The 18,848-nt window shown below is 68.1% G+C and carries 14 protein-coding genes; 8 read left to right on the plus strand and 6 right to left on the minus strand.

The window, feature by feature from the left end:
- Window positions 1-14 precede the first annotated feature (14 nt).
- Both ACH5AC_RS11785 and xerC read left to right on the plus strand, forming a co-directional pair.
- Entirely contained in the window at window positions 15-1,199 is a 1,185-nt protein-coding gene (locus tag ACH5AC_RS11785; RefSeq protein ID WP_398861554.1) for a helix-turn-helix domain-containing protein, read from the plus strand.
- 2 nt (window positions 1,200-1,201) lie between these two features.
- Window positions 1,202-2,785 carry a tyrosine recombinase XerC gene (gene xerC, locus ACH5AC_RS11790; protein ID WP_398861555.1) on the plus strand — a complete coding sequence of 528 codons (1,584 nt, stop codon included), beginning with the start codon at window positions 1,202-1,204 and terminating at the stop codon, window positions 2,783-2,785.
- A 1,058-nt stretch (window positions 2,786-3,843) separates the two neighbouring features.
- On the opposite strand, the gene ACH5AC_RS11795 is transcribed toward xerC, so the two are convergent.
- From ACH5AC_RS11795 to ACH5AC_RS11815, 5 genes are all read right to left on the minus strand, one after another.
- Entirely contained in the window at window positions 3,844-4,290 is a 447-nt protein-coding gene (locus ACH5AC_RS11795; protein WP_398861556.1) for a PIN domain-containing protein, read from the minus strand.
- Window positions 4,287-4,529 (minus strand): type II toxin-antitoxin system Phd/YefM family antitoxin, encoded by a 243-nt coding sequence (locus ACH5AC_RS11800; protein WP_097222963.1) that lies wholly within the window; start codon window positions 4,527-4,529, stop codon window positions 4,287-4,289. The genes ACH5AC_RS11795 and ACH5AC_RS11800 overlap by 4 nt, the downstream gene beginning before the upstream one ends.
- 143 nt (window positions 4,530-4,672) lie before the next feature.
- Window positions 4,673-7,090 (minus strand): helicase C-terminal domain-containing protein, encoded by a 2,418-nt coding sequence (locus ACH5AC_RS11805; protein ID WP_398861557.1) that lies wholly within the window; start codon window positions 7,088-7,090, stop codon window positions 4,673-4,675.
- Between the two features lie 1,001 nt (window positions 7,091-8,091).
- Entirely contained in the window at window positions 8,092-8,505 is a 414-nt protein-coding gene (locus ACH5AC_RS11810; RefSeq protein ID WP_398861558.1) for a PIN domain nuclease, read from the minus strand.
- Window positions 8,502-8,762 carry a type II toxin-antitoxin system VapB family antitoxin gene (locus ACH5AC_RS11815; protein ID WP_398861559.1) on the minus strand — a complete coding sequence of 87 codons (261 nt, stop codon included), beginning with the start codon at window positions 8,760-8,762 and terminating at the stop codon, window positions 8,502-8,504. Before ACH5AC_RS11815 ends, ACH5AC_RS11810 begins: the two co-directional genes overlap by 4 nt.
- 406 nt (window positions 8,763-9,168) lie before the next feature.
- Between ACH5AC_RS11815 and ACH5AC_RS11820 the strand changes: the two genes are divergently transcribed.
- From ACH5AC_RS11820 to ACH5AC_RS11845, 6 genes are all read left to right on the plus strand, one after another.
- On the plus strand, window positions 9,169-10,230 hold the full coding sequence (locus tag ACH5AC_RS11820) for a LacI family DNA-binding transcriptional regulator (RefSeq protein ID WP_398861560.1): 1,062 nt from the start codon (window positions 9,169-9,171) through the stop codon (window positions 10,228-10,230).
- A 93-nt stretch (window positions 10,231-10,323) separates the two neighbouring features.
- Entirely contained in the window at window positions 10,324-11,733 is a 1,410-nt protein-coding gene (locus ACH5AC_RS11825) for an ABC transporter substrate-binding protein (protein WP_398861561.1), read from the plus strand.
- Between the two features lie 7 nt (window positions 11,734-11,740).
- On the plus strand, window positions 11,741-12,736 hold the full coding sequence (locus ACH5AC_RS11830) for a carbohydrate ABC transporter permease (RefSeq protein WP_398861562.1): 996 nt from the start codon (window positions 11,741-11,743) through the stop codon (window positions 12,734-12,736).
- The gene (locus tag ACH5AC_RS11835; protein ID WP_398861563.1) at window positions 12,733-13,611 is read left to right on the plus strand and encodes a carbohydrate ABC transporter permease; all 879 of its coding nucleotides are present in this window, start codon (window positions 12,733-12,735) and stop codon (window positions 13,609-13,611) included. Before ACH5AC_RS11830 ends, ACH5AC_RS11835 begins: the two co-directional genes overlap by 4 nt.
- Window positions 13,612-13,657: 46 nt before the next feature.
- Window positions 13,658-15,130, plus strand: a complete 1,473-nt coding sequence (locus tag ACH5AC_RS11840) for a glycoside hydrolase family 32 protein (protein ID WP_398861564.1) — start codon at window positions 13,658-13,660, stop codon at window positions 15,128-15,130.
- A 181-nt stretch (window positions 15,131-15,311) separates the two neighbouring features.
- Complete coding sequence (locus ACH5AC_RS11845; RefSeq protein ID WP_398861565.1) at window positions 15,312-17,105, plus strand: coagulation factor 5/8 type domain-containing protein; 1,794 nt, start codon at window positions 15,312-15,314, stop codon at window positions 17,103-17,105.
- Window positions 17,106-17,941: 836 nt separating this feature from the next.
- On the opposite strand, the gene ACH5AC_RS11850 is transcribed toward ACH5AC_RS11845, so the two are convergent.
- Window positions 17,942-18,454 (minus strand): hypothetical protein, encoded by a 513-nt coding sequence (locus tag ACH5AC_RS11850; RefSeq protein WP_398861566.1) that lies wholly within the window; start codon window positions 18,452-18,454, stop codon window positions 17,942-17,944.
- Window positions 18,455-18,848: the final 394 nt, after the last annotated feature.

Consider the following 18,848-nt stretch of genomic DNA (forward strand, 5'->3'; position numbering starts at 1 on the left):
CGTACCTTGAGGGCATGGCGAACGATGACAAGGAACGGCCACTAGCGGTGATCATTGGTGAGAGGCTCAAGCTCTTCCGGCAAGAGCGTGGTCTCCGTCAGGCCGATGTGGCGGCCGCTGCCGCAGAGTGGGGACTGCCGTGGGCGCGCTCCAGCGTGGCCGCCCTGGAGGGCGGCAGCCGGAATCTGTCGATCGAAGAAGCGCTAATGCTACCGCTCGTCATGGGAGAACTCGGCGGATGGGACAAGCCCCTGGTTCCAGACGATGCTGATATCGCTCTTACATCGAAGAGCGGCATCCAGGGAATGTATATCCCGGTGCTCGCTAACGGCTTGACGTCAGAGACGGCGTCGCTCACGGAAAAAAGCCCTTTGAGTGAAAGCAGCTACGGTATCCGGGGCGCTACGCAGGAAGATGCCTCGCCGGACCAAGATCTGTACTCCTATCAGCGGCATGCCGAAGAGACCGCGTGGAAGCTTTTCTGTTCACGCGTCTACCCAGAGCTCAACTTTCGAGACGTGGCCCACGGGATGAACCTCGGGAAGGATCTGGAGCTAGTGGCAAAGGTCGCTAAGCGCCTCACTCTTCCTAACGATGGTCCGCCGAGTTGGGGGATCGTAAACGTTCTCTCCAGGGCCTTGTGGGGGCAGTCGCTGGAGGCCGAGAGAGACGAGCGGGCGGCCCAGCGGGAGGGCTTGCAGGGGCGCGCCCTCCAGAGCGCCAAGGGGCACATCACCCGTGACCTGACTGCGGAACTTGAGGCGGAGGCATTGCGCGTGTGGCCGGAACTGGACGGCGTTTTTGGCCAGTTGGCTACCATTTGGAATGATCCTGAGCAATTGCGCGAGTGGACAGTGAATGCCAGTGTTAGGGGTGGCCTGGAACTGCGGCAACGTCGCCGCGAGGGCCAGGTTCAGCGATTCAATGTGGAGCAGAGTAAGGCAGCCAAAGCCTTGGAAGACATTGGCGCTTCACTACGAGCTGCACGACTCACCGCTGGCATGTCCATCGATGATGTGGCCGAATCGATCATGGCGCGCCCGCGGGCGGTGGAAGAAATCGAATCTGGCGAGTATCTGAAAGGCAAGAAGGTTGAGCAGGTTGAAGCTTACCTTCGGGCCTTCGCCCGCGCTGTTGGTGTCTCCCCAGACGAAATTGGGCGCAGCTATTCGGCAAGTCTCGCAGATGGGAGCGCATAGGAATGCCTGCACCTCGCCGCGCTGGCGGCATCAGTAAACGCTGCGAGTGCCGCGGCCCGGACGGCAAGCTGCTCGGCAAGGCGTGCCCGCAACTGCCGAAGAAGAACCACGGTGCACCGTTCATCCGCCAGGAACTCCCCCCCACCGCCGAGGGCAAGCGGCGCACCTTCCGCCGCACCGGCTACACCAAGGTCACCGACGCGCAAGCCGACCTCACCAAGCTGCAGGCCATCCTCGACCTCCCCGGCGACGACGAGGACGCCGCCCGCCGCGTCGGCGACCTCCTCCAGAACGTCATGCGCGACCGGGCCCCGATCCCGGAGGCCGCCGAGGTGTCCCGGCGCATCGGCGTCGGCGTCCCCCTCGACGGCGCGATGACCGTAGGGGAGTGGCTCGACACCTGGGTCTCCTCGAAGAAGACGAAGACGACCACGACGAACGGCTACCGCTCCCACATCCGCGTCCACCTGAAGCCCGGCGTCGGCCACTACCGCCTGGACCGCTTCAACGTCGGCCACGTCCAGGAGTTCTTCGACCGCATCGACGAGCAGAACGAAGTCGTGCGCGCCGAGAACCAGGCCCGCCGCGAGCAGGAAGCACGAGCGAAGTGGGGCAAGAACTCCCGTCCGCCGGCCGCCGAGTCCGAGCGCCTGGCGCGCGAGCGGGAGAAGCTCGCCGCGATGCCCCCGTACCGGACCATCACCGGCCCGGCGACGAAGCAGCGGATACGGGCGACGCTGCGGACCGCGCTCAACGCGGCGATCAAGCGGCAGCTCATTACCTTCAACCCGGCCGCGCACGTCGAGCTGGCCTCCGGGAAGCGGCCCAAGGCCGTGCTGTGGACCGACCAGCACGTGGCGCACTGGCGGAAGGCGGGGGAGAAGCCGAGCGCGGTGATGGTGTGGACGCCGCCGCAGATCGGCGCGTTCCTCGACGAGGCCGAGTCGTCCCGCCTGTACGCGTTCTTCCACCTGATCGCCTTCCGGGGGCTGCGCCGCGGCGAGGGCGTCGGCCAGGACTGGGTGAACGTCGACCTCGACGGGCACGCCATCACCATCGCCAAAGAGATCGTGGTCGACGGCTGGACGCCCATCGAGGACGACCCGAAGACCGACGGGTCGGCCGCCACGATCGCACTCGACAGCGTCAACGTGGCCGTCCTCCGCGCCCACCGCGAGCGCCAGGAGCAGGAGCGGGAGGCGTGGAACCGGCACGCGGCCGAGGAGCGTGCCCAGGGCAAGGACACCGCGGACTGGGTCGACACGGGCAAGGTCTTCACGGACATCGACGGGGCGTGGCTGCACCCGGAGAAGGTCTCTGACGAGTTCCGCCGCATCTGCTGGCGGGCCGACCTGCCTCCGATCAATCTCCGGGATCTCAGGCACTGTGCGGCCACCCTGATCCATGCGGGCGGGGGAGACCTGCATGCGATCAAGGAGACGTTGCGGCACTCCACGATCAAGCTGGCGTCCGACACCTACACCTCCTTGCTCAAGGAGGTCGATCTGGAGATCGCGGAGAAGGCGGCCGCGCTCGTGCCGCGGGCCCGGAAGCCGCGCGACGAGACTGCCCCTGCGGGGGCGTGAGCGGTACTCTGGGAGTGGACAGCAAGGCCCTCGTCATCGCAGGTGGCGGGGGCCTTCTTGCTGGCCCGCTGCTGGCCCGAACGCTCCGGAAGTAGCCGATTGAAGGCGGCATAAGGCGGCATCAGAGAGAGGCGAGGGTGACGCGCACCCCTGCCGTGACCAGCACTTTTCGAACCTGTCCGGCAGGAGTCGACACAGGGCGGAATCAGGCGTATCAGTGCTACCGGAGACTCATAATCCGTCGGCCGTGGGTTCGAGTCCCACCCGCCCCACCAGTGCAGGCTTCTGACCTGCGGAAACGTCCCTTCCTGGTAGAGGGATCATGGACTCCGGCCCAACGGAGAGAATCCGCTGCTCAGGGGTACGGTCCGAAGCTGCAGAGGATCGCCTGGCTGATCCTGGCAGGGCTCTGACCTGCAGTGACGCGAGCGTTCAGGTGTACTGGAGGCCGCCTGGCGGCTCTGTGATCCAGGATCCAGTGGACGCACAGTGGACGCGAGGGCGTGGAGCTGGTTGGAGAGCGGCATGGCCGGTTCGAGGAAGAAGAGGATCGTCGGGGCGGTTGTCCGAGTTCAAGAGCCGCTTCGGTCATAGCGGATCCATGAAAGCCGCGGGTGAGTGAGGCGCCACCCCGGACGTGGCTACCGTGTACTACGTGCCGCCCCGCACACCCGACCTCCACCCCGGAAGGCATCTGGTCCTCCATGCAACGCGGTTGGCTTGCAAGCATCACGTATGCCAGCTGCCGCCCAGGCGGCACAACAGGGCGGTGGCCACCGCCGTTGTAGACAGCCCTGACCGAGCGCGCCGGCAGGCGGCACGCAGCAGGCGTCATTGCTGCCTGTACCTGAGTTTGAGTGGACACGAGGCCCCGCGCGGCCTCCGCTGCCCCGGCTTGGGATCACGCTGTAGCGCGCCCTGCTCGTGCTGACCAACGGCGAGGTCGCACGCTGGCCGACTGTCTTCGCCGCGATCTGACGGAAGCGGCTGTGCCAGGAGCACGCCGCACCGACGTGATCGGCTGGTGCTGGTGCTGGGTGTCGCGCCAGCGGTGCGGGCTACAGGTCGTCGGGCAGGAGCCGGAAGGCAGGATGGCCGGTCAGGGGGCGGACCATGCGGAAGTGATGGTCGGTGGTGAGCAGGGCGTCGGTGCGGTAGGCGGCGGCCAGGGCGACGTTCATGGCGTCGGTCAGTCCGATGCCTTTGCCGCCGTCGGCGTCGGCATACCCCTCTGCGACCGCGATCGCCGCACTCAGGTGCGTGCTGACAGGCGGCACCTCGAATCGGCGCGTCGCTACATTGCGTTCGATGAACCGGGCCGCCGCCAGAGCCTTGCGGGCTCCGGCGCGTGTCGCGATCAGGTAATCCAACTCGGCCAGAACCAGGGGGGAGATGACCAGGTGGCTGGTCGCTGCCAGTGCCTTCCTGTGCTCCTGGTGTCCGGTGAGGTTCGGATCGAGCAGGCGGTACAGGCCGTTGGTGTCGGCGATGGCGATCATCGTCACGCGCCCATCCCCTTGAGCGTGTCCTCGATCTCGTCGTCGGTGAGATCGGGCAGGCCGAGGTCGGGCAGGTCGAGGTCCCCCATGGGGTCGGTCGGGTACGGGGGGATGTCGGTGTCGCTTATCGGTACGACCCGAGCCACCGGGGTGCCGTTCTTGGTGACCGTGACGGTCTCGCCACGGGCCGCGGCGGCAAGGATCTGCGAGGACTTCTGGTTGAACTCGCGGGCAGTGGTCTCCATGTAGTACATGTTACTACCCTAGGCTGTCGGCGACGGACGGTGCCGCTCATTCGGTATCCCAGCGGAACGGCCGGAACGCGAGTGCCGACGACCCTCCGGGATGGGTACGGCAGCCTCGCACGCCCGGGCCCATCGCCCGGGCGTTATGCCGGGGGCATCACCCCGTGGATCCGCGACAGGGTGAACACCCGCTCCGCATCGCGTAGATGACACCAGGCATACAGATACGGAGGGTCGAGGTCGAGGCCGCTGATGGTGCGGATCGTGCGGCTGCCCGTGGTGGCGACGTACTCGATGGTGACCGCCGTCCCACTGTCGACGGCGTGGGCGAGTTGGCGGACATCGGCGTAGGGGATCTGGGTCGCGTATCCGGCGATGATTTCTTCGGTATCGGTGGCGAAGGGGATGCCGTTGCAGGGGTCGGGGGCGGGATGGGCCAGTGGGGCGCCCGCGAGTCGGGTGGCCAGAGCGGCCAGCTCGGCCCGCTTCGGGGCGGCGGTCGTGCGGGATGGGGTGCTGGGCCTGCTGACCGCTCTGCGCGGAGGCGGTACCGGCGCGGTCGCCCCGGGGCTGCCGGGTCGTTCGACGCGCACGGTTCCGTCGGCTGTCTCCGCGACCGGCGCGTATCCCTCGATCCGCAGTGCGGCGAGGGTTTTCTCCAGCGGGGTGCGGCTGACGAGGACGGTCGGGGCAAGGTGCCGCAGGCCCAGTCTGGAGAGTTTGCGGTGGGCGGCGATCTCGGTGAGGAGGGCGGGTTCCTCGCCGTGGATGACGCAGGCGGCCGAGGCGATGCGGATCCGGCCGTGGCTGCGTGCCGTGTCCGTGATCAGGTAGGACAGGGGCTGGGGCACCGGGTTGGCGGCGACGGCACCCAAGTCGGCCTCGATGGAGTCCGGGCTATGGCCGGCGTCCAGGGCGCGGCGGACGCTCGCCGGGCTGAACCGCCACAGCGAGGCCGTGCCGCTGGTCTCCCGGTCGGCGACCGAGTCCAGCAGCGTGACCAGCCGCGCGGCGGGCGTGCCGGTGACGACAGCGGTCAGGTCGCTGCCGAAGCGGGCCGTCGCGGTGGCGGCGGGAAGCAAGCGGTGGCAGGCGGCGGCCAGTTCCTCGGTGCTGTCGGCCAGCAGAGCGGCGCCGATCGGGGACAGCGCACCGCGAGCGAGGACACCGAGCAGCTCCGCTTCCCGGACCACGGTGGCGAACGGCGTCGCGTCCTGTGGCAGCATCTCGGCGAGTGGCCGTGACCAGTGGGCGAGAGGACCCAGTTCGGCTGCGTTCTTCGCGCCTTGCCCGGCCGGAAGCCGGGAAGCGGCGGTGAGCAGCCCCTTCCGGGCCTGGAGACAGCCGGCGCAGGACGGGGTCCCGGCCAGGGCGGGCAGCACCTTGTTGTCGTTGTCGCGGGCCTGCGAGGGGGTGAGCCCAAGTGTCCACCAGGCGTGCAGCAATACCGGAAGTCGCTCTGCGGGCTCCGACTCGGCCCAGGTGTCGTAGGCGTCCGTCGTCGCGACCCGGTCGCCGTCACGGGCCATGAGACCGGCTTCGTACGCCGTCTCGAGGGTGAGACGTACGACGGTCTCCTCGCAGCGTGCTGCCTTGCCGATCCTGGCCAGTTCGCGTGCTCCGACGCCGCCGGACTTCAGCCGGGCGGGCGGAGCCGTCGCACACACCGACAGGACCGACGCGGCGTGGGCGGCGAACGCCGTGGCCGCGGCGGACGCCTCACTGTCGACCTCCACCGGGGAGACGGGCACCAGAGGTGTGACGGGCGGCGCGGGGTCGAACGGAGCATGCCAGCCTGGCCCGCGCAGCGCGAGCGCCACCTCGGCGGGCATCCGCACAGGGCCGTAGCCGTATCGGCCCTGGACCAGCAGCCCCCGCTCCAGCGCCCAGCGCGCACCCGGTTCAGAAGCGGGCTGGCTCCCGAAGAGGACGAATGCCTGGGGTCGGTACGCGGGGTCCGCCCTGCGTTTCAGCAGTTTCCGGGTGTCGGCCGGTGCCTGGGCTACCACCGCGGCGACACGTGCCGGGTCGCTGTGGTGCTCCACGAGCGACGCGAGGCGCTGCGGTTTGGTGCCGGGAGGCCGCACGCCCAGAGCTGTGAGCATGCGGCGCAACTCCTCGGAGGTCGTGTCCTTCGACAGCGCCGCCAGCGGCTGGTCCAGCCCGAGCGGCGTGTCCCACGCCTGCCGCAGGGGAGCGGCCATGCGCAGTGCTCCCTCGCGGTCCGGCCAGACCAGCGCATGCGTGGACAGCGTCTGGAGCGCCGTTTCCAGACCGCGTGCGGCCCGGCCCTCCGTCGCGTCCAGCAGGTCCGCCAGGACGTCCCGAGAGGTCGGCGCACCCAGTGCCGCCAGCGCCTCGGCTGCCTGCAGGGCGGGCAGCGGGAGCCGGGGCAGCGCGAGCGCGACCGAGCCCGGGCGTTGCAGGCGATCGGCCAACTCGCTCACCGAGCGGGGCTCCGGCGGGGACACGGCATCCTGCCGTGCCGCGAGTACCCGCTCCAAGTGTTCGGCGCTGAGGCGGTGGAGCCATGCTGCGAGGGTCGACTTACCGGACTTCACTGATCAGTGCACCTCGTTGAAGGGAAACGCCACGCTTCGCGCCCACAGGCCGGGCGAGACGCGCCGTGCCATACGGCCTCCAAGCATGGCGCATCCGGCGGGTGCCGCAGGGCCGTCGTCAGAGATTCGCGGACAGGGCCGCACCGGGTCTCTCTCCCCACACAAAGTCGTCGCCGTGCGGCAGATGGAGAAGCCGGAGAGGGACCGGTTGCGGGAACCGTAGCCGTGCGGAGGGCTGCATGGTGGGCCCGTAGTGGACACGCAGTGGACGGAAGGACCGGTAACGATCAGGAAGACCGGAGCAGGAAGCGGCAGTCGCCACCCTTGTGACCTGCACAAACAGGAAGGTAAGGGAAGGAATCCGGACGGGAGCGAAACACCCGCAAGGACTCATAATCCGTCGGCCGTGGGTTCGAGTCCCACCCGCCCCACCAGTGCAGGGCCCTGACCTGCGGAAACGTCTCTTCTGAGGTGTCGGAACATGAACTCGGGCTCATCGGACTGAACCCGCTGCTCGCGAGTTCGGCGGCGAGTTGACGGATGACGGTGGGCGTTGTGCTGACCTGCGCGAATGCGGCGGGAGCGGGGTGCGGGAGAGACTCGACAGAGGCCGTCGACGAGGCGCCGGGGCGAAATTGAGGACACTGCGAGGACGCAGGTATCGCGACGCCTGCCGTCGAGGTCACCTCAGGGCAGAGTGTGCGGTGTGGGCCCAGCGCCACGGGTACCCGGCACGCGTCCGGAGTGCCCGTCCTCGGCCAACCGGAACCGCGAGCACGGTTGACGAACGGTACGGGCCACGCGTGAGTCCCCTGGCTCGCCAGCCATTTCGCCGGCTCGGGCAGCCGGGCTTCGGTGAGTCCTCGACAGGCCATTGCCGCAGGGCCACCCCGTTCCTCATCACCGACACTCTCAGAATCGTCCTGGCGGCAGGACTGCTGCCGTTCGTCTGGCGCGGCACGCCGCGGGGACCGCTTTCCGTCTGTGTGGCTGTGGAGGCTCTACTGCCTGAGGTCGATCATGCGGACCGGCTGTCCCGTCGTGCGGGCGATGGTGTCGAAGTCACGGTCGCAGTGGAGCAGCGTGAGCCCCGCTTCCTCGGCGGCGGCGGCCACGAGGAGATCGACGGGGCCCGCGCTGCGGTGCTCGCCCTTGGCAGTGAGCTGTTCCTGGACGACGCGGGAGCGGCGGTAGACGCCGTCCGGCATGGGGCACCAGGCGTAGTGGGCATCGAGCGCCACCTTCAAACGCGTACGGTCTGCGGCCGAACGGGCTGAGTACAGGACCTCGAGTTCGGTGATGTCGCAGATCGCGACGAGGCCGGCGCCGATCCTGTCATCCCAGTCGGCCGTGTTCTGACGGAGCAGGACGCGGGCGAGCGCGGAGGTGTCGATGAGGTAATCGGCGACGGTCACTCATCCACTCCCGTGTCGTGGACGGCGTCGTCTGCCGCGCTCGTGGGGCGGTACTTGCTCTTGTCCAGCAGTAGGCCCATGTCCAGGGCACCCCCGGCCGCCAGGGTGCGGGCTTCGTCGAGCGCACGCAGACGTCGGTAGCGGGCAGTCACTTCCCGCAGGGCGGTGTTGATGGTGTCGCGCTTGGTGGTGGTACCGAGCTCCTTGGCTGCTTCTTCCAGTGCTTCGTCGTCGAGATCGATGACCGTACGACTCATGATTGTCCTCCTCCACAGGCAAGGCGAAGTATATCAAGGTGCAAGATCTTTTGTATATCACGGAGTGATGCGGTGAGTGTCCAGCGGCTGTGGCGCCCCCGTGGGGCCGGCGTCGGTGGTCGTCCCGCGTCGTACGGGTCGCCCGCACCCGGGCCGCGCCCGCATACGGCTCTACGGCCGGGCGAGCGGCGACACCCTCGCCACAGCACCGCTGCCGGGTGCCGGACCGGACGTGTTCGATGGCCGGCCGACGGCGCCCCGGGGCCGTGGGTGCGTAGCGCACCCCGCACATGCGGGACATGAGTTTGTAACGAGCCATTGACAGGAGCTTTGGCCGAAGGCACTCTCATGTGCACATGGTTGCCTAACCGGTTAGGCAAACCGGTTTCTACCAGTATGGGTGGGGATGATGGCGCGCCGGATCGGGATCAAGGACGTGGCTGCGGCGGCGGGTGTGTCCAAGGCGACGGTGTCGCACGTCCTCAACCGGGTCGAGGGCAAGCGGATCAGCCAGGAGACCCAGCAGCGCGTCTGGCAGGTCGCCGAAGAGCTCGGATACGCGCCGAACAGTCTGGCGCGGGCATTGACGACGCAGCGGTCGCAGACCATCGGCTTCGTCAGCGACGAGATCGCCACCACCCCGCACGCCGGCCGGATGATCCTGGGTGCCCAGGAGGCCGCCGCGGCCGAGGGCCTGGTGCTGCTGCTGGTCAACACGAGCGGCGATGCGGAGCTGGAGCGCACCAGCATCGAAATGCTGCTCCAGCGGCAGGTGGACGGCGTGCTGTACGCGGCGATGTACCACCAGGTCGTGCGCCTGCCGGACAGCCTTCGCTCGACGCCCACCGTGCTGCTGGACGCGCGCTGCGACGACCCCGCTGTCCCCTTCGTGGTGCCCGACGAGGTCCAGGGCGGTTACACGGCGGTGGGCGAGCTGATCGCTCATGGGCACCGCAGGATCGGTGTGACCGTGCAGACCCGCGACCTTCCCGCCCGGCAGGGCCGCTTGGAGGGCTACCGCAAGGCGCTGGCGGAGGCCGGTGTCCCCTACGACCCGTCCCTGATCGCCGCCGAGACGGCGGTGCCCTTCGACACGGTCGGCGGTGATGTGGACTCGGGCTACCGGGCCGCCCGGCGTCTGCTGACGGCGGAGCAGCGCCCGACGGCGTTGTTCTGCTACACGGATCGGATGGCCGCAGGCGCTTACCGGGCTGCCGCCGAGTTGGGACTGTCCATCCCTCATGACCTGTCGGTCGTGGGGTTCGACAACCAGGAGCTGGTCGCCGAGGCGCTCTACCCCCAGCTGACCACGGTCCAGCTCCCGCACTACGAGATGGGAGCGCGGGCCGTCGCACAGCTGCTCGCGCTCACCGGAACGCCGGGTACGCCACCAGGCCCGGTCGCACAGGAGATGCTGCACTGCCCGCTGGTGGCGCGGGCATCGGTCACTTCGCCGCCCCGGCTCTGAACCCGGGACGGCGAAGCATTCGCACCACGACAGGCGACCGTCGCAACCGGTCGTCATCCCTGTCAGTACTTGAAACACAGTGAGGGTACACGCATGTCCTCTGGGATTCTCAAGGAGCCGTTCAGCCGCCGTGGCGTGCTGAGAGCCGGCGTCGCCTCCGCCGCGGTGGCGGGCGTGGGCGGGCTGGCCTCCGCCTGTTCCTCCGGCTTGTCCAGCTCCTCCGACTCGAACGTGCTGAACGTGCTGGTCTTCACCGACCAGGCGTCCGCGGACAAGCTGAGCACGGTGGCCGCGCCGTTCGAGGCGGCGCACCCGGGTATGAAGGTGAAGTTCACCGGTATCTCGGGCACGGACTGGAACGACTTCTTCAGCAAGCTGCTCACCCAGATCGCCGCCGGCAACGCCCCCGACATCGCCTCCGTCGCCACCGAGGGCCTGCAGCTGTTCGCGGCCAAGGGCCTGGCCGAACCGCTGGACGACTACGTCAAGCGGGACGCGTCCCAGCTCAAGTCGTACTTCGCCGACGTCCACCCGGCGCTGATCGAAGCGATGATGTACCAGGGCCACCTGTACGAACTGCCGACCGATTTCAACGCCGGCAACATGTTCTACAGCACCTCTCTGCTGGAAAAGGCCGGCGTGGGACGCCCGGCCGACGACTGGACCAAGGACGACTTCTACGACATCGCCAAGAAGATCGCCGCCAAGGGCGGTTCGGCCGTCCCCTACAACTGGGTGGTGCGGCTGTGGGGCAGTTGGACGTCCTGGATGTACGCCAACGGCGGCAACCTGCTGACCGAGGGCAAGTGGGACGGCGGCGACTGGCTGTGGAACACCTTCTACCCGAACGACCCCGCCGCCTCGGGCCGCAAGGGCGGCTGGCGCTGGGGGGATCCGACCGCCAACTCCGCCCCGGTCGTCGAGTCCCTCGACTACATGATCCAGCTGCAGAAGGAGGGCTTGTCGGCCAAGCCTGACGTCGGTGGCGGCGCCACGCTGCAGGGCCTGTTCGCCAGCAACAAGATCGGCATGTCGGTCGGCGGCGGGTTCTGGGCGGGCGGCCTGCACAACGCAGGCATGACGGACGGATCCTTCGACGTGCAGTACTTCCCCAAGTGGCGCTCCCAGCGTCACCTGTTCGGCGCGGGCGGCTACGGCATCCTCAAGTCGTCCAAGAACAAGGACCTCGCGTGGGAGTTCGTGAAGTCCCTGGTGTCGGCGAAGAACCTGGACGTGCTGATGCCGGGCAACACCACCACCTTCCCGCGCAAGTCGATGATGACGGCCGAGAGGTACTCCACCACCGGTCCCAAGAACTGGCAGGTCTTCTACGACACCCTCACCAAGTTCCCCGAGACCGCGCCGATCCCGGCGCCTCCGTACTACCAGGCGATGGCGATCGCGCTGAACAAGCGCACCACCGAGGCGATGGCCTCGGGCAAGGCGAAGGCGGCCCTGGACGGTCTGCAGAGCGATCTCGAGACCGCCATGAAGACGGGGTGACGCGTCGATGTCACAGGTTGTGAAAAACCGTGGCCGCGCGTCCGCCCCGTCGGGCGCGCGGTCCGGCCGCCCTCCTGAGCAACAGGCGGACCAGAGCGCGGCGCTGCGTCGCCGCGCCCAGATGCGACGCGCCCGCCGCGAGACCCTGTTCGGCTACGCCATGGTGGCCTCGGCCCTGGTCGTGGTCGTCGTGTTCACCGTGGTGCCGATCCTCGCCTCGTTCGTCCTCGCCCTGTTCAAGTGGGACGCCATCTCCAGCCCTGAGTTCGTCGGGCTGGACAACTTCGACGCGCTGCTGAGCGACGAGACGGTCACCAACTCGCTGCTGGTGACCTCCGGTCTCGCCGTGATCATCGTCTTCCTCCAGGTCGCCCTGGGCCTGGGGCTGGCGCTGCTGGTCGCCCAGCGGGCGTCGAAGATCGTGCAGCATCTCTTCCGCGCGGCGTTCTTCCTGCCGATGCTGGCCTCCGCGGCGTCCATCTCGATCGTGATGGCGTACGTGTTCAACGACCAGTTCGGCGTTATCAACTACTACCTGAACCTGCTTCACCTGCCCGAGGTTTCGTGGCTGAGCTCCACCGGGGGAGCGACGGCCACCATCGTGCTGGTCGCCGTGTGGCAGCAGCTGGGCTTCACCTTCATCCTCTTCGTCGCCGCCCTCGGCTCTGTCCCGGGTGACGTCCTGGAGGCCGCGCAGATCGACGGCGCATCGTCCGCCCGCATGTTCTGGCGGATCAAGCTGCCCCTCATCAGCCCCACCGTGCTGTTCGCCTCCACCGTCGGACTGATCAACACGATGCAGCTGTTCGACCAGCCTTATGTGATGACCAAGGGCGGCCCCGGCGAGTCGACCTACACCACCGTGCTGCTCGTGTACCGGACGGCCTTCCAGAACCTCCAGTTCGGCTATGCCTCGGCCATCTCCGTGGTGCTGTTCGCCGTCCTGCTGATCATCACGGCCGTGCAGTTCACGGTGAGCCGAAAGTGGGTGTTCTACTCGTGACCGCCATCCTCGACAAGCCGCCCGCAACCATCGCCCGCGCCCCGCGCCGGCGCCGACGGGTCCGGATCGGACGTCTGCTGTCGCTCACCGTGCTGACGGTCGCGGCCGTGCTGGTGGTGGCACCGCTCGTGTGGGCTCTGGCCACCTCGCTGCGCACCCCGGCCACGTCGTTCGACAATCCGCCGCAGTGGATCCCCACCGATCCGGTCTGGTCGAACTACCAGGCCGTCTTCGACAAGGTCCCCTTCACCGGGTTCTTCCTCAACAGCGTGGTGGTCACCGGACTCATCGTGGTCGGCCAGCTCATCACCTCCACGATGAGCGGCTACGCCTTCGCCATGGTCCGCTTCCGCGGCAACAAGGCTCTGTTCGCCGTCATCCTGGCCACCATGATGGTCCCGATCCAGACGACCATCATCCCGGTCTTCCTGATCATCAAGTACCTGGGTCTGACCGACAGCCGCATGGCGCTCGTCCTGCCCGCCGTCGGAGGCGCCTTCGGCACCTTCCTGATGCGGCAGTACTTCCTGCAGATGCCACGCGAACTCGGCGAGGCGGCACGGGTGGACGGAGCCTCCCACTTCCAGGTCTTCGCCCGTATCTACGCCCCCATGGCGCGCGCCCCGATGGCCGCCCTGGGAGTGCTCACCTTCTCCGCCTACTGGAATGAATTCTTCCGCCCGCTGATCTTCCTGCAGTCGACCGACAACTTCACCCTGCCCCTGGGCCTGGTGACCCTGCAGGGAAACATGGGCACCGGCAGCATCTCCATCGTGCTCGCCGCAGTGATCCTCGCTCTGATCCCCAGCGTGCTGATCTTCCTTGCCGCCCAGCGGTATTTCGTCGAGGGAATCGTGGCCGGCTCCTTCCGCTGAGCCTCCGGCCGCCCTCACGCTCTCCAACACCTCGAAAGGCACGCGTGTGTCCCCCGCGCCCTTTGACCGCGACCGGCACCGTCCCGTCGCGCACCTGCGCCCGCCGGTCAACTGGATCAACGACCCCAACGGGCTGGTCCACCACGACGGCCACTACCACGTCTGCTACCAATACAACCCGCACGGAACCGACCACGCCAACATGCACTGGGGCCACTTCCGCAGCCCCGACCTGCTGAGCTGGGAACCGCTGCCCCTGGCCCTCACCCCCACCCCCGGGGGCGAGGACGCCGACGGCTGCTTCTCCGGCAACGCGGTCTCCGACGGCGACCGGCTCGTCGCCTTCTACTCCGCGCACCGCCAGGAGCGCCCGCAGCACCAGCTGGTCACCACCGCCACCTCCCGCGACGGCGGCCTGACCTTCCTCCCCCGCGGCGACCTGCTCATACCCGAACCGCCCGACGGCACCACCATGTACCGCGACCCCTACGTCTGGCAGGACGGGAACAGCTGGCGGATGCTGGTCGGCGCCGCACTCGCCGACGGCCGCGCCGCGGCCCTGCTGTACGACTCGCCCGACCTGCAGACCTGGACCTACCGGGGACCCTTCTGCACCCGCGCACCGGAGTCTGTCGGCGACAGGGGACTGCTCACCGGCGAAGGGTGGGAGTGCCCTCAGTACCTGCCGGCGGCCGACGGGCGAGGTGCCCTCATCGTCTCCGCCTGGTACGAGCGCGACGGCCCGCACGGCGTGCTGGCCCTGGCCGGTGAGGACCACGGCGACGTCTTCGAAGCGGGCCCGCCCCAACTCCTCGACCACGGCCCGGACTTCTACGCCCCCGCCCTGCTGCGCGCACCCGGCGGCAGATGGCTGCTGTGGGGTTGGTCCTGGGAAGCCCGCAACAAGGAGTGGTCGGCGGCCGAAGGCTGGGCCGGAACGCTCACGCTCCCCCGCGAGACAGAACTGACCGAGGACGGTCGCATCTACCAGCGGCCCGCAGCGGAACTGCTCGCGCTACGCGGGGAACGTACCGTCCACGCAGCCGGGCTGGCCTCAGACTCCACTCCCGTGAACCTTGGCGAAGTCAGCCGCAGCTTCGACCTCACGGCCCGTCTCGAAGCCACCGGCAAGACCGGCCTGCGCCTGGTCACCGCCCCCGACGAGGCCGAATACCTCGACATCCTCCTCGACGCCGACGCAGGCCGGCTGGTCGTCAACCGCGATCACGCCTCACTGGACCCGCGCGCCCACGGCGGCACCTACACTATGCCCTGCCCCAGCGGCCAGCCGGTCGACCTCCGTATCGTCGTCGACCACTCCATCGCCGAGATCTTCCTCTCGACCGGCCAGGTACTCACCCTGCGCTTCTACCCCATGGGCGAACACCCCTGGCACCTGCAGGCGCACACCGCACCCGGCGCACGGCTCACCTACACGATCGACGCATGGCAGCTCCTGCCGCTCGAGATCAAAGAATCCGGCACCGACACGCCCAACACGAGAGGCCGCGTGGCGTAGCCGCCCCGATCAACGTGCGATTACCCCAAGTTCCGGCAGAACCCGGCCGTAGAGGACGACACCCCCACGATCTCCAGTCCCGCCACGCCGCCTTCCTGCCGTTCCCGAATGAACCATTCGACCTGAAAGCGCGCTCTCCACCACCTCGCTCGCTCACATCCTCAAACCGGGAGAAAGCTCCATGCCCCCTGCCTCGAACTCCTCCTCGCCCGGACGTCCAGCCGTCGCCCGTCGCACCGTTCTCGGAGCGGCAGGCGCCGCGGCCACCGCGGCCCTGACCCTTCCCGTGCCGGCGTCAGCCGCCCCCCAGACCAAGCCGCCGCGGCCCCTGCCCGGCGGCGGCGATCTCGGCCCGAACGTCATCGTCCTCGACCCGTCCACCCCCGGCATCCAGACGAAACTGGACGAGGTATTCGAACATCAGGAGGCGGACGAATTCGGCACCGGCCGCTACGCGTTCCTGTTCAAGCCCGGCACATACAACGGCCTCAACGCCCAGATCGGGTTCCACACCTCCATCGCCGGCCTCGGGCTGACTCCCGACGAGACGACCATCAACGGGGACATCACCGTCGACGCCGAATGGAACGGCGGCAAGGCCACGTCGAACTTCTGGCGGTCCGCCGAGAACCTCGCGGTGGTACCGGCCAACGGCACGAACCGCTGGGCGGTCTCCCAGGCGGCGCCCTTCCGGCGCATGCACGTCCGCGGGAACCTCGATCTCGCCCCCACCGGCTACGGCTGGGCCAGCGGCGGCTACATCGCCGACAGCCGCATCGACGGCCACGTCGGACCGTACTCCCAGCAGCAGTGGTACACCCGCGACAGCGTCATCGGCAGCTGGCTCAACGCCGTGTGGAACATGGTGTTCTCCGGCGTCCAGGGCGCACCCGCGCAGAGCTTCCCCAACCCGCCCTACACCACACTCGACACGACCCCCATCTCACGGGAGAAGCCGTTCCTCTACCTACGGCGAAACGAGTACCGGGTCTTCCTGCCCGCGAAGCGCACCAACGCCCGCGGTGTCAGCTGGGGCAATGGCACGCCGCGAGGTACCTCACTGCCCTTGTCGCGGTTCTACGTGGCCAGGCCCGGTGTCACTGCGGCCACACTCAATCGGGCACTCGCCCAGGGACTCCACCTGCTGCTCACCCCGGGGATCTATCACCTCGATGAGCCGGTCCGCGTCAGGCGGGCCAACACGGTGGTGCTCGGACTCGGCTACGCCACCCTGATCCCGAACAACGGGGTCACCGCCCTCAAAGTCGCCGACGTCGACGGGGTGCGCCTGGCCGGCTTCCTCATCGACGCCGGGCCGGTCAACTCCTCCACCCTGCTCGAAGTCGGCGAACCCGGCTGCTCGGCCGGCCACAGCGCCAACCCGATCACCGTGCAGGACGTGTTCATCCGCATCGGTGGAACCGGCCCCGGCAAGGCGACCACCAGCATGGTGATCAACAGCCGTCACACCATCATCGACCACACCTGGCTCTGGCGCGCCGACCACGGTGACGGCGTCGGCTGGGAGACCAACCGGGCCGACTACGGCGTCGTCGTGAACGGCGACGACGTCCTCGCCACCGGCCTGTTCGTCGAGCACTTCAACAAGTACGACGTGCAATGGAACGGAGAGCGCGGCCGCACCATTTTCTTCCAGAACGAGAAAGCGTATGACGCCCCGAACCAGGCGGCCATCCAGAACGGCTCCATCAACGGCTACGCGGCCTACAAAGTGGCCGACTCGGTGACCACGCACGAGGGATGGGGGCTCGGCAGCTACTGCAACTACAACGTCGCCCCGACCATCGTCCAGCACAACGGTTTCGTTGCCCCGAACACACAGGGCGTGAAATTCCACCACCTCCTGGTCGTCTCACTCGGCGGCAACGGCCAGTACGAGCACGTCATCAACGACACCGGGGCCCCGACATCAGGCACATCGACCATCCCGTCCACGGTGGTCTCCTATCCCTGAGACGCCATCCGCTTGGCCTCAAGCTGTACGCGGAGCCGCTCTTCGACCGCCACCAGGCGGGAGCCGGTCCCGGTGGGAGATTCATCCTCCACACGGCACGCCGGAAGACCCAGCGCCGGATGCGCCAAGAATCGGCGCAGCAACGCAAGGGCCGCCAAGATCCTCGAAGGACTCATGATCCGTCGGCCGTGGGTTCGAGTCCCACCCGCCCCACCCACGCACCACGCGTGCAGAACCGTTTGACCAGCGCAAACGACAGGGCCCCTGCTTCGGCGGGGGCCTCTTTGCGTCCTTCAAGATCATTGGCTCGGCCGGTGCTCGCTCGAAGTGAAATCACCCCACTCCGATGGCCGAACACGCTGAACCGGGGGCCCGTAGCGGGCCCCCTTGCGTCGTGTCTTGGCTGGTCGCGGATGAACCTTCCTGCTGCTAGGACGGCTTGCCGGGAAGGCAGAGTTCGCGGATCGGCTGAACGCCGATGCGCCCCCTGATCGTTGTGAGGTCCCTGGTCGCGGTCGTCCGGCTGGCTTGCGCCGGCGTGCTCGCCGCTGGTGATGGCGGACTGGTCGAGGAGCGCGGTTCCGGTGCCGGAACCTGTGGTGCCTTCCCTCCGTGTCGTGCCGTCGTCGTCTGCGCCGCTCTCGCTGACCGCTCCCGGCTTCCGGGCCTGGGTGCCGCTGTTGTTGACGTCGGGGGCGGTTGCTGCCGGGGCTTGTCCGGCGGGGCCTGGCGTCTCGTCAGCGCCGTCATTCGTGAGACGGCGACGGCCGCCGTCCAGGAAGCGGGAGAGGGCGGGCCCACCGGGACCCGCCCTTGTCATGCCGGCCGGCGGCCGGTCAGTCGATCAGCGGCGAGCCGGTCAGCTGCCACGTGTAGGCGCCCTCACCGTCGCGGTCGATGTCGTAGACAACCTTTCCGTCCGCGCTCCACTTGGCAGTCCGGTCGTGGGTGACGAACTTGGAGCAGATCTGGCCGTACCGCGGCGAGGTGTTGATGCTGAACTGCATGTCGCAGGTGCGGCTGCCCTTGACGACGTCCGAGCCGTCGACACGCTGCTCCACTCGTACCTGGACCTCGAACCGGTCGAACTTCCGGTTGCCGTCGACACTGCTGGTACCGCCGTTGAACCAGTCCACGTCGGCGGTGGCCTCGTAGCCGTCAGCGACCCTCCGGATACACAGATCGATCTCAACGAACGTGTTGTCGCCGGGCGTAGAGAACGTCTTGCTCTGGTAGGTACACGCGAAGTCAACGGCGTGCGCAGGTGTGGCCGCCAGGGTGGTCAGCCCCCCACAGGCGAGCAGGAACGCGGCCGCGGCCGTGCCCGAACGCCGGATGGCGAATCTCATCCGATTGCCTTTCCCTAGCACCCCCGTGCGAATCACTGGAGGTTCACCTTCATGGTCCACACGAAGGGATGCACGATGGTGATCGGATCGGCGGAACGTGATCAACGCGTTACGAACAGCCGAACGAGACAATCCCCTTCACCGGAGGGGGACTTCACGCTGCGCGGTGGTCCCGGCCGCCCGCGCCCGCTCGACGCGCGGTTCAGCCGGAGAACCGGAGTCTCGACTCGGCGATCCCAAGAGCAGTGCGGATATGAGGACGGGCAAGTTGTAAACGGATGAGCGGTGGGGGGCTCGGTGCTTCTTGGGCAACTGGGCCACGGTCGGCTGCGTGGCCTTGCGGACTTCGGCTCGCGCGGTGCGGAGCGCCGCCAGGGCCATCGCCCAGGCCGTC

This window comes from Streptomyces sp. NPDC018693, assembly GCF_044391385.1.
Taxonomy (GTDB): domain Bacteria; phylum Actinomycetota; class Actinomycetes; order Streptomycetales; family Streptomycetaceae; genus Streptomyces.

Coding starts and splice junctions, on each gene's coding strand:
- ACH5AC_RS11785 (WP_398861554.1), top strand. CDS start 15: ATGGCGAACGATGACAAGGAACGGCCACTAGCGGTGATCATTGGTGAG.
- xerC (WP_398861555.1), top strand. CDS start 1,202: ATGCCTGCACCTCGCCGCGCTGGCGGCATCAGTAAACGCTGCGAGTGC.
- ACH5AC_RS11800 (WP_097222963.1), bottom strand. CDS start 4,529: ATGGAGACCACTGCCCGCGAGTTCAACCAGAAGTCCTCGCAGATCCTT.
- ACH5AC_RS11815 (WP_398861559.1), bottom strand. CDS start 8,762: ATGAGTCGTACGGTCATCGATCTCGACGACGAAGCACTGGAAGAAGCA.
- ACH5AC_RS11820 (WP_398861560.1), top strand. CDS start 9,169: ATGATGGCGCGCCGGATCGGGATCAAGGACGTGGCTGCGGCGGCGGGT.
- ACH5AC_RS11825 (WP_398861561.1), top strand. CDS start 10,324: ATGTCCTCTGGGATTCTCAAGGAGCCGTTCAGCCGCCGTGGCGTGCTG.
- ACH5AC_RS11830 (WP_398861562.1), top strand. CDS start 11,741: ATGTCACAGGTTGTGAAAAACCGTGGCCGCGCGTCCGCCCCGTCGGGC.
- ACH5AC_RS11845 (WP_398861565.1), top strand. CDS start 15,312: ATGCCCCCTGCCTCGAACTCCTCCTCGCCCGGACGTCCAGCCGTCGCC.
- ACH5AC_RS11850 (WP_398861566.1), bottom strand. CDS start 18,454: ATGAGATTCGCCATCCGGCGTTCGGGCACGGCCGCGGCCGCGTTCCTG.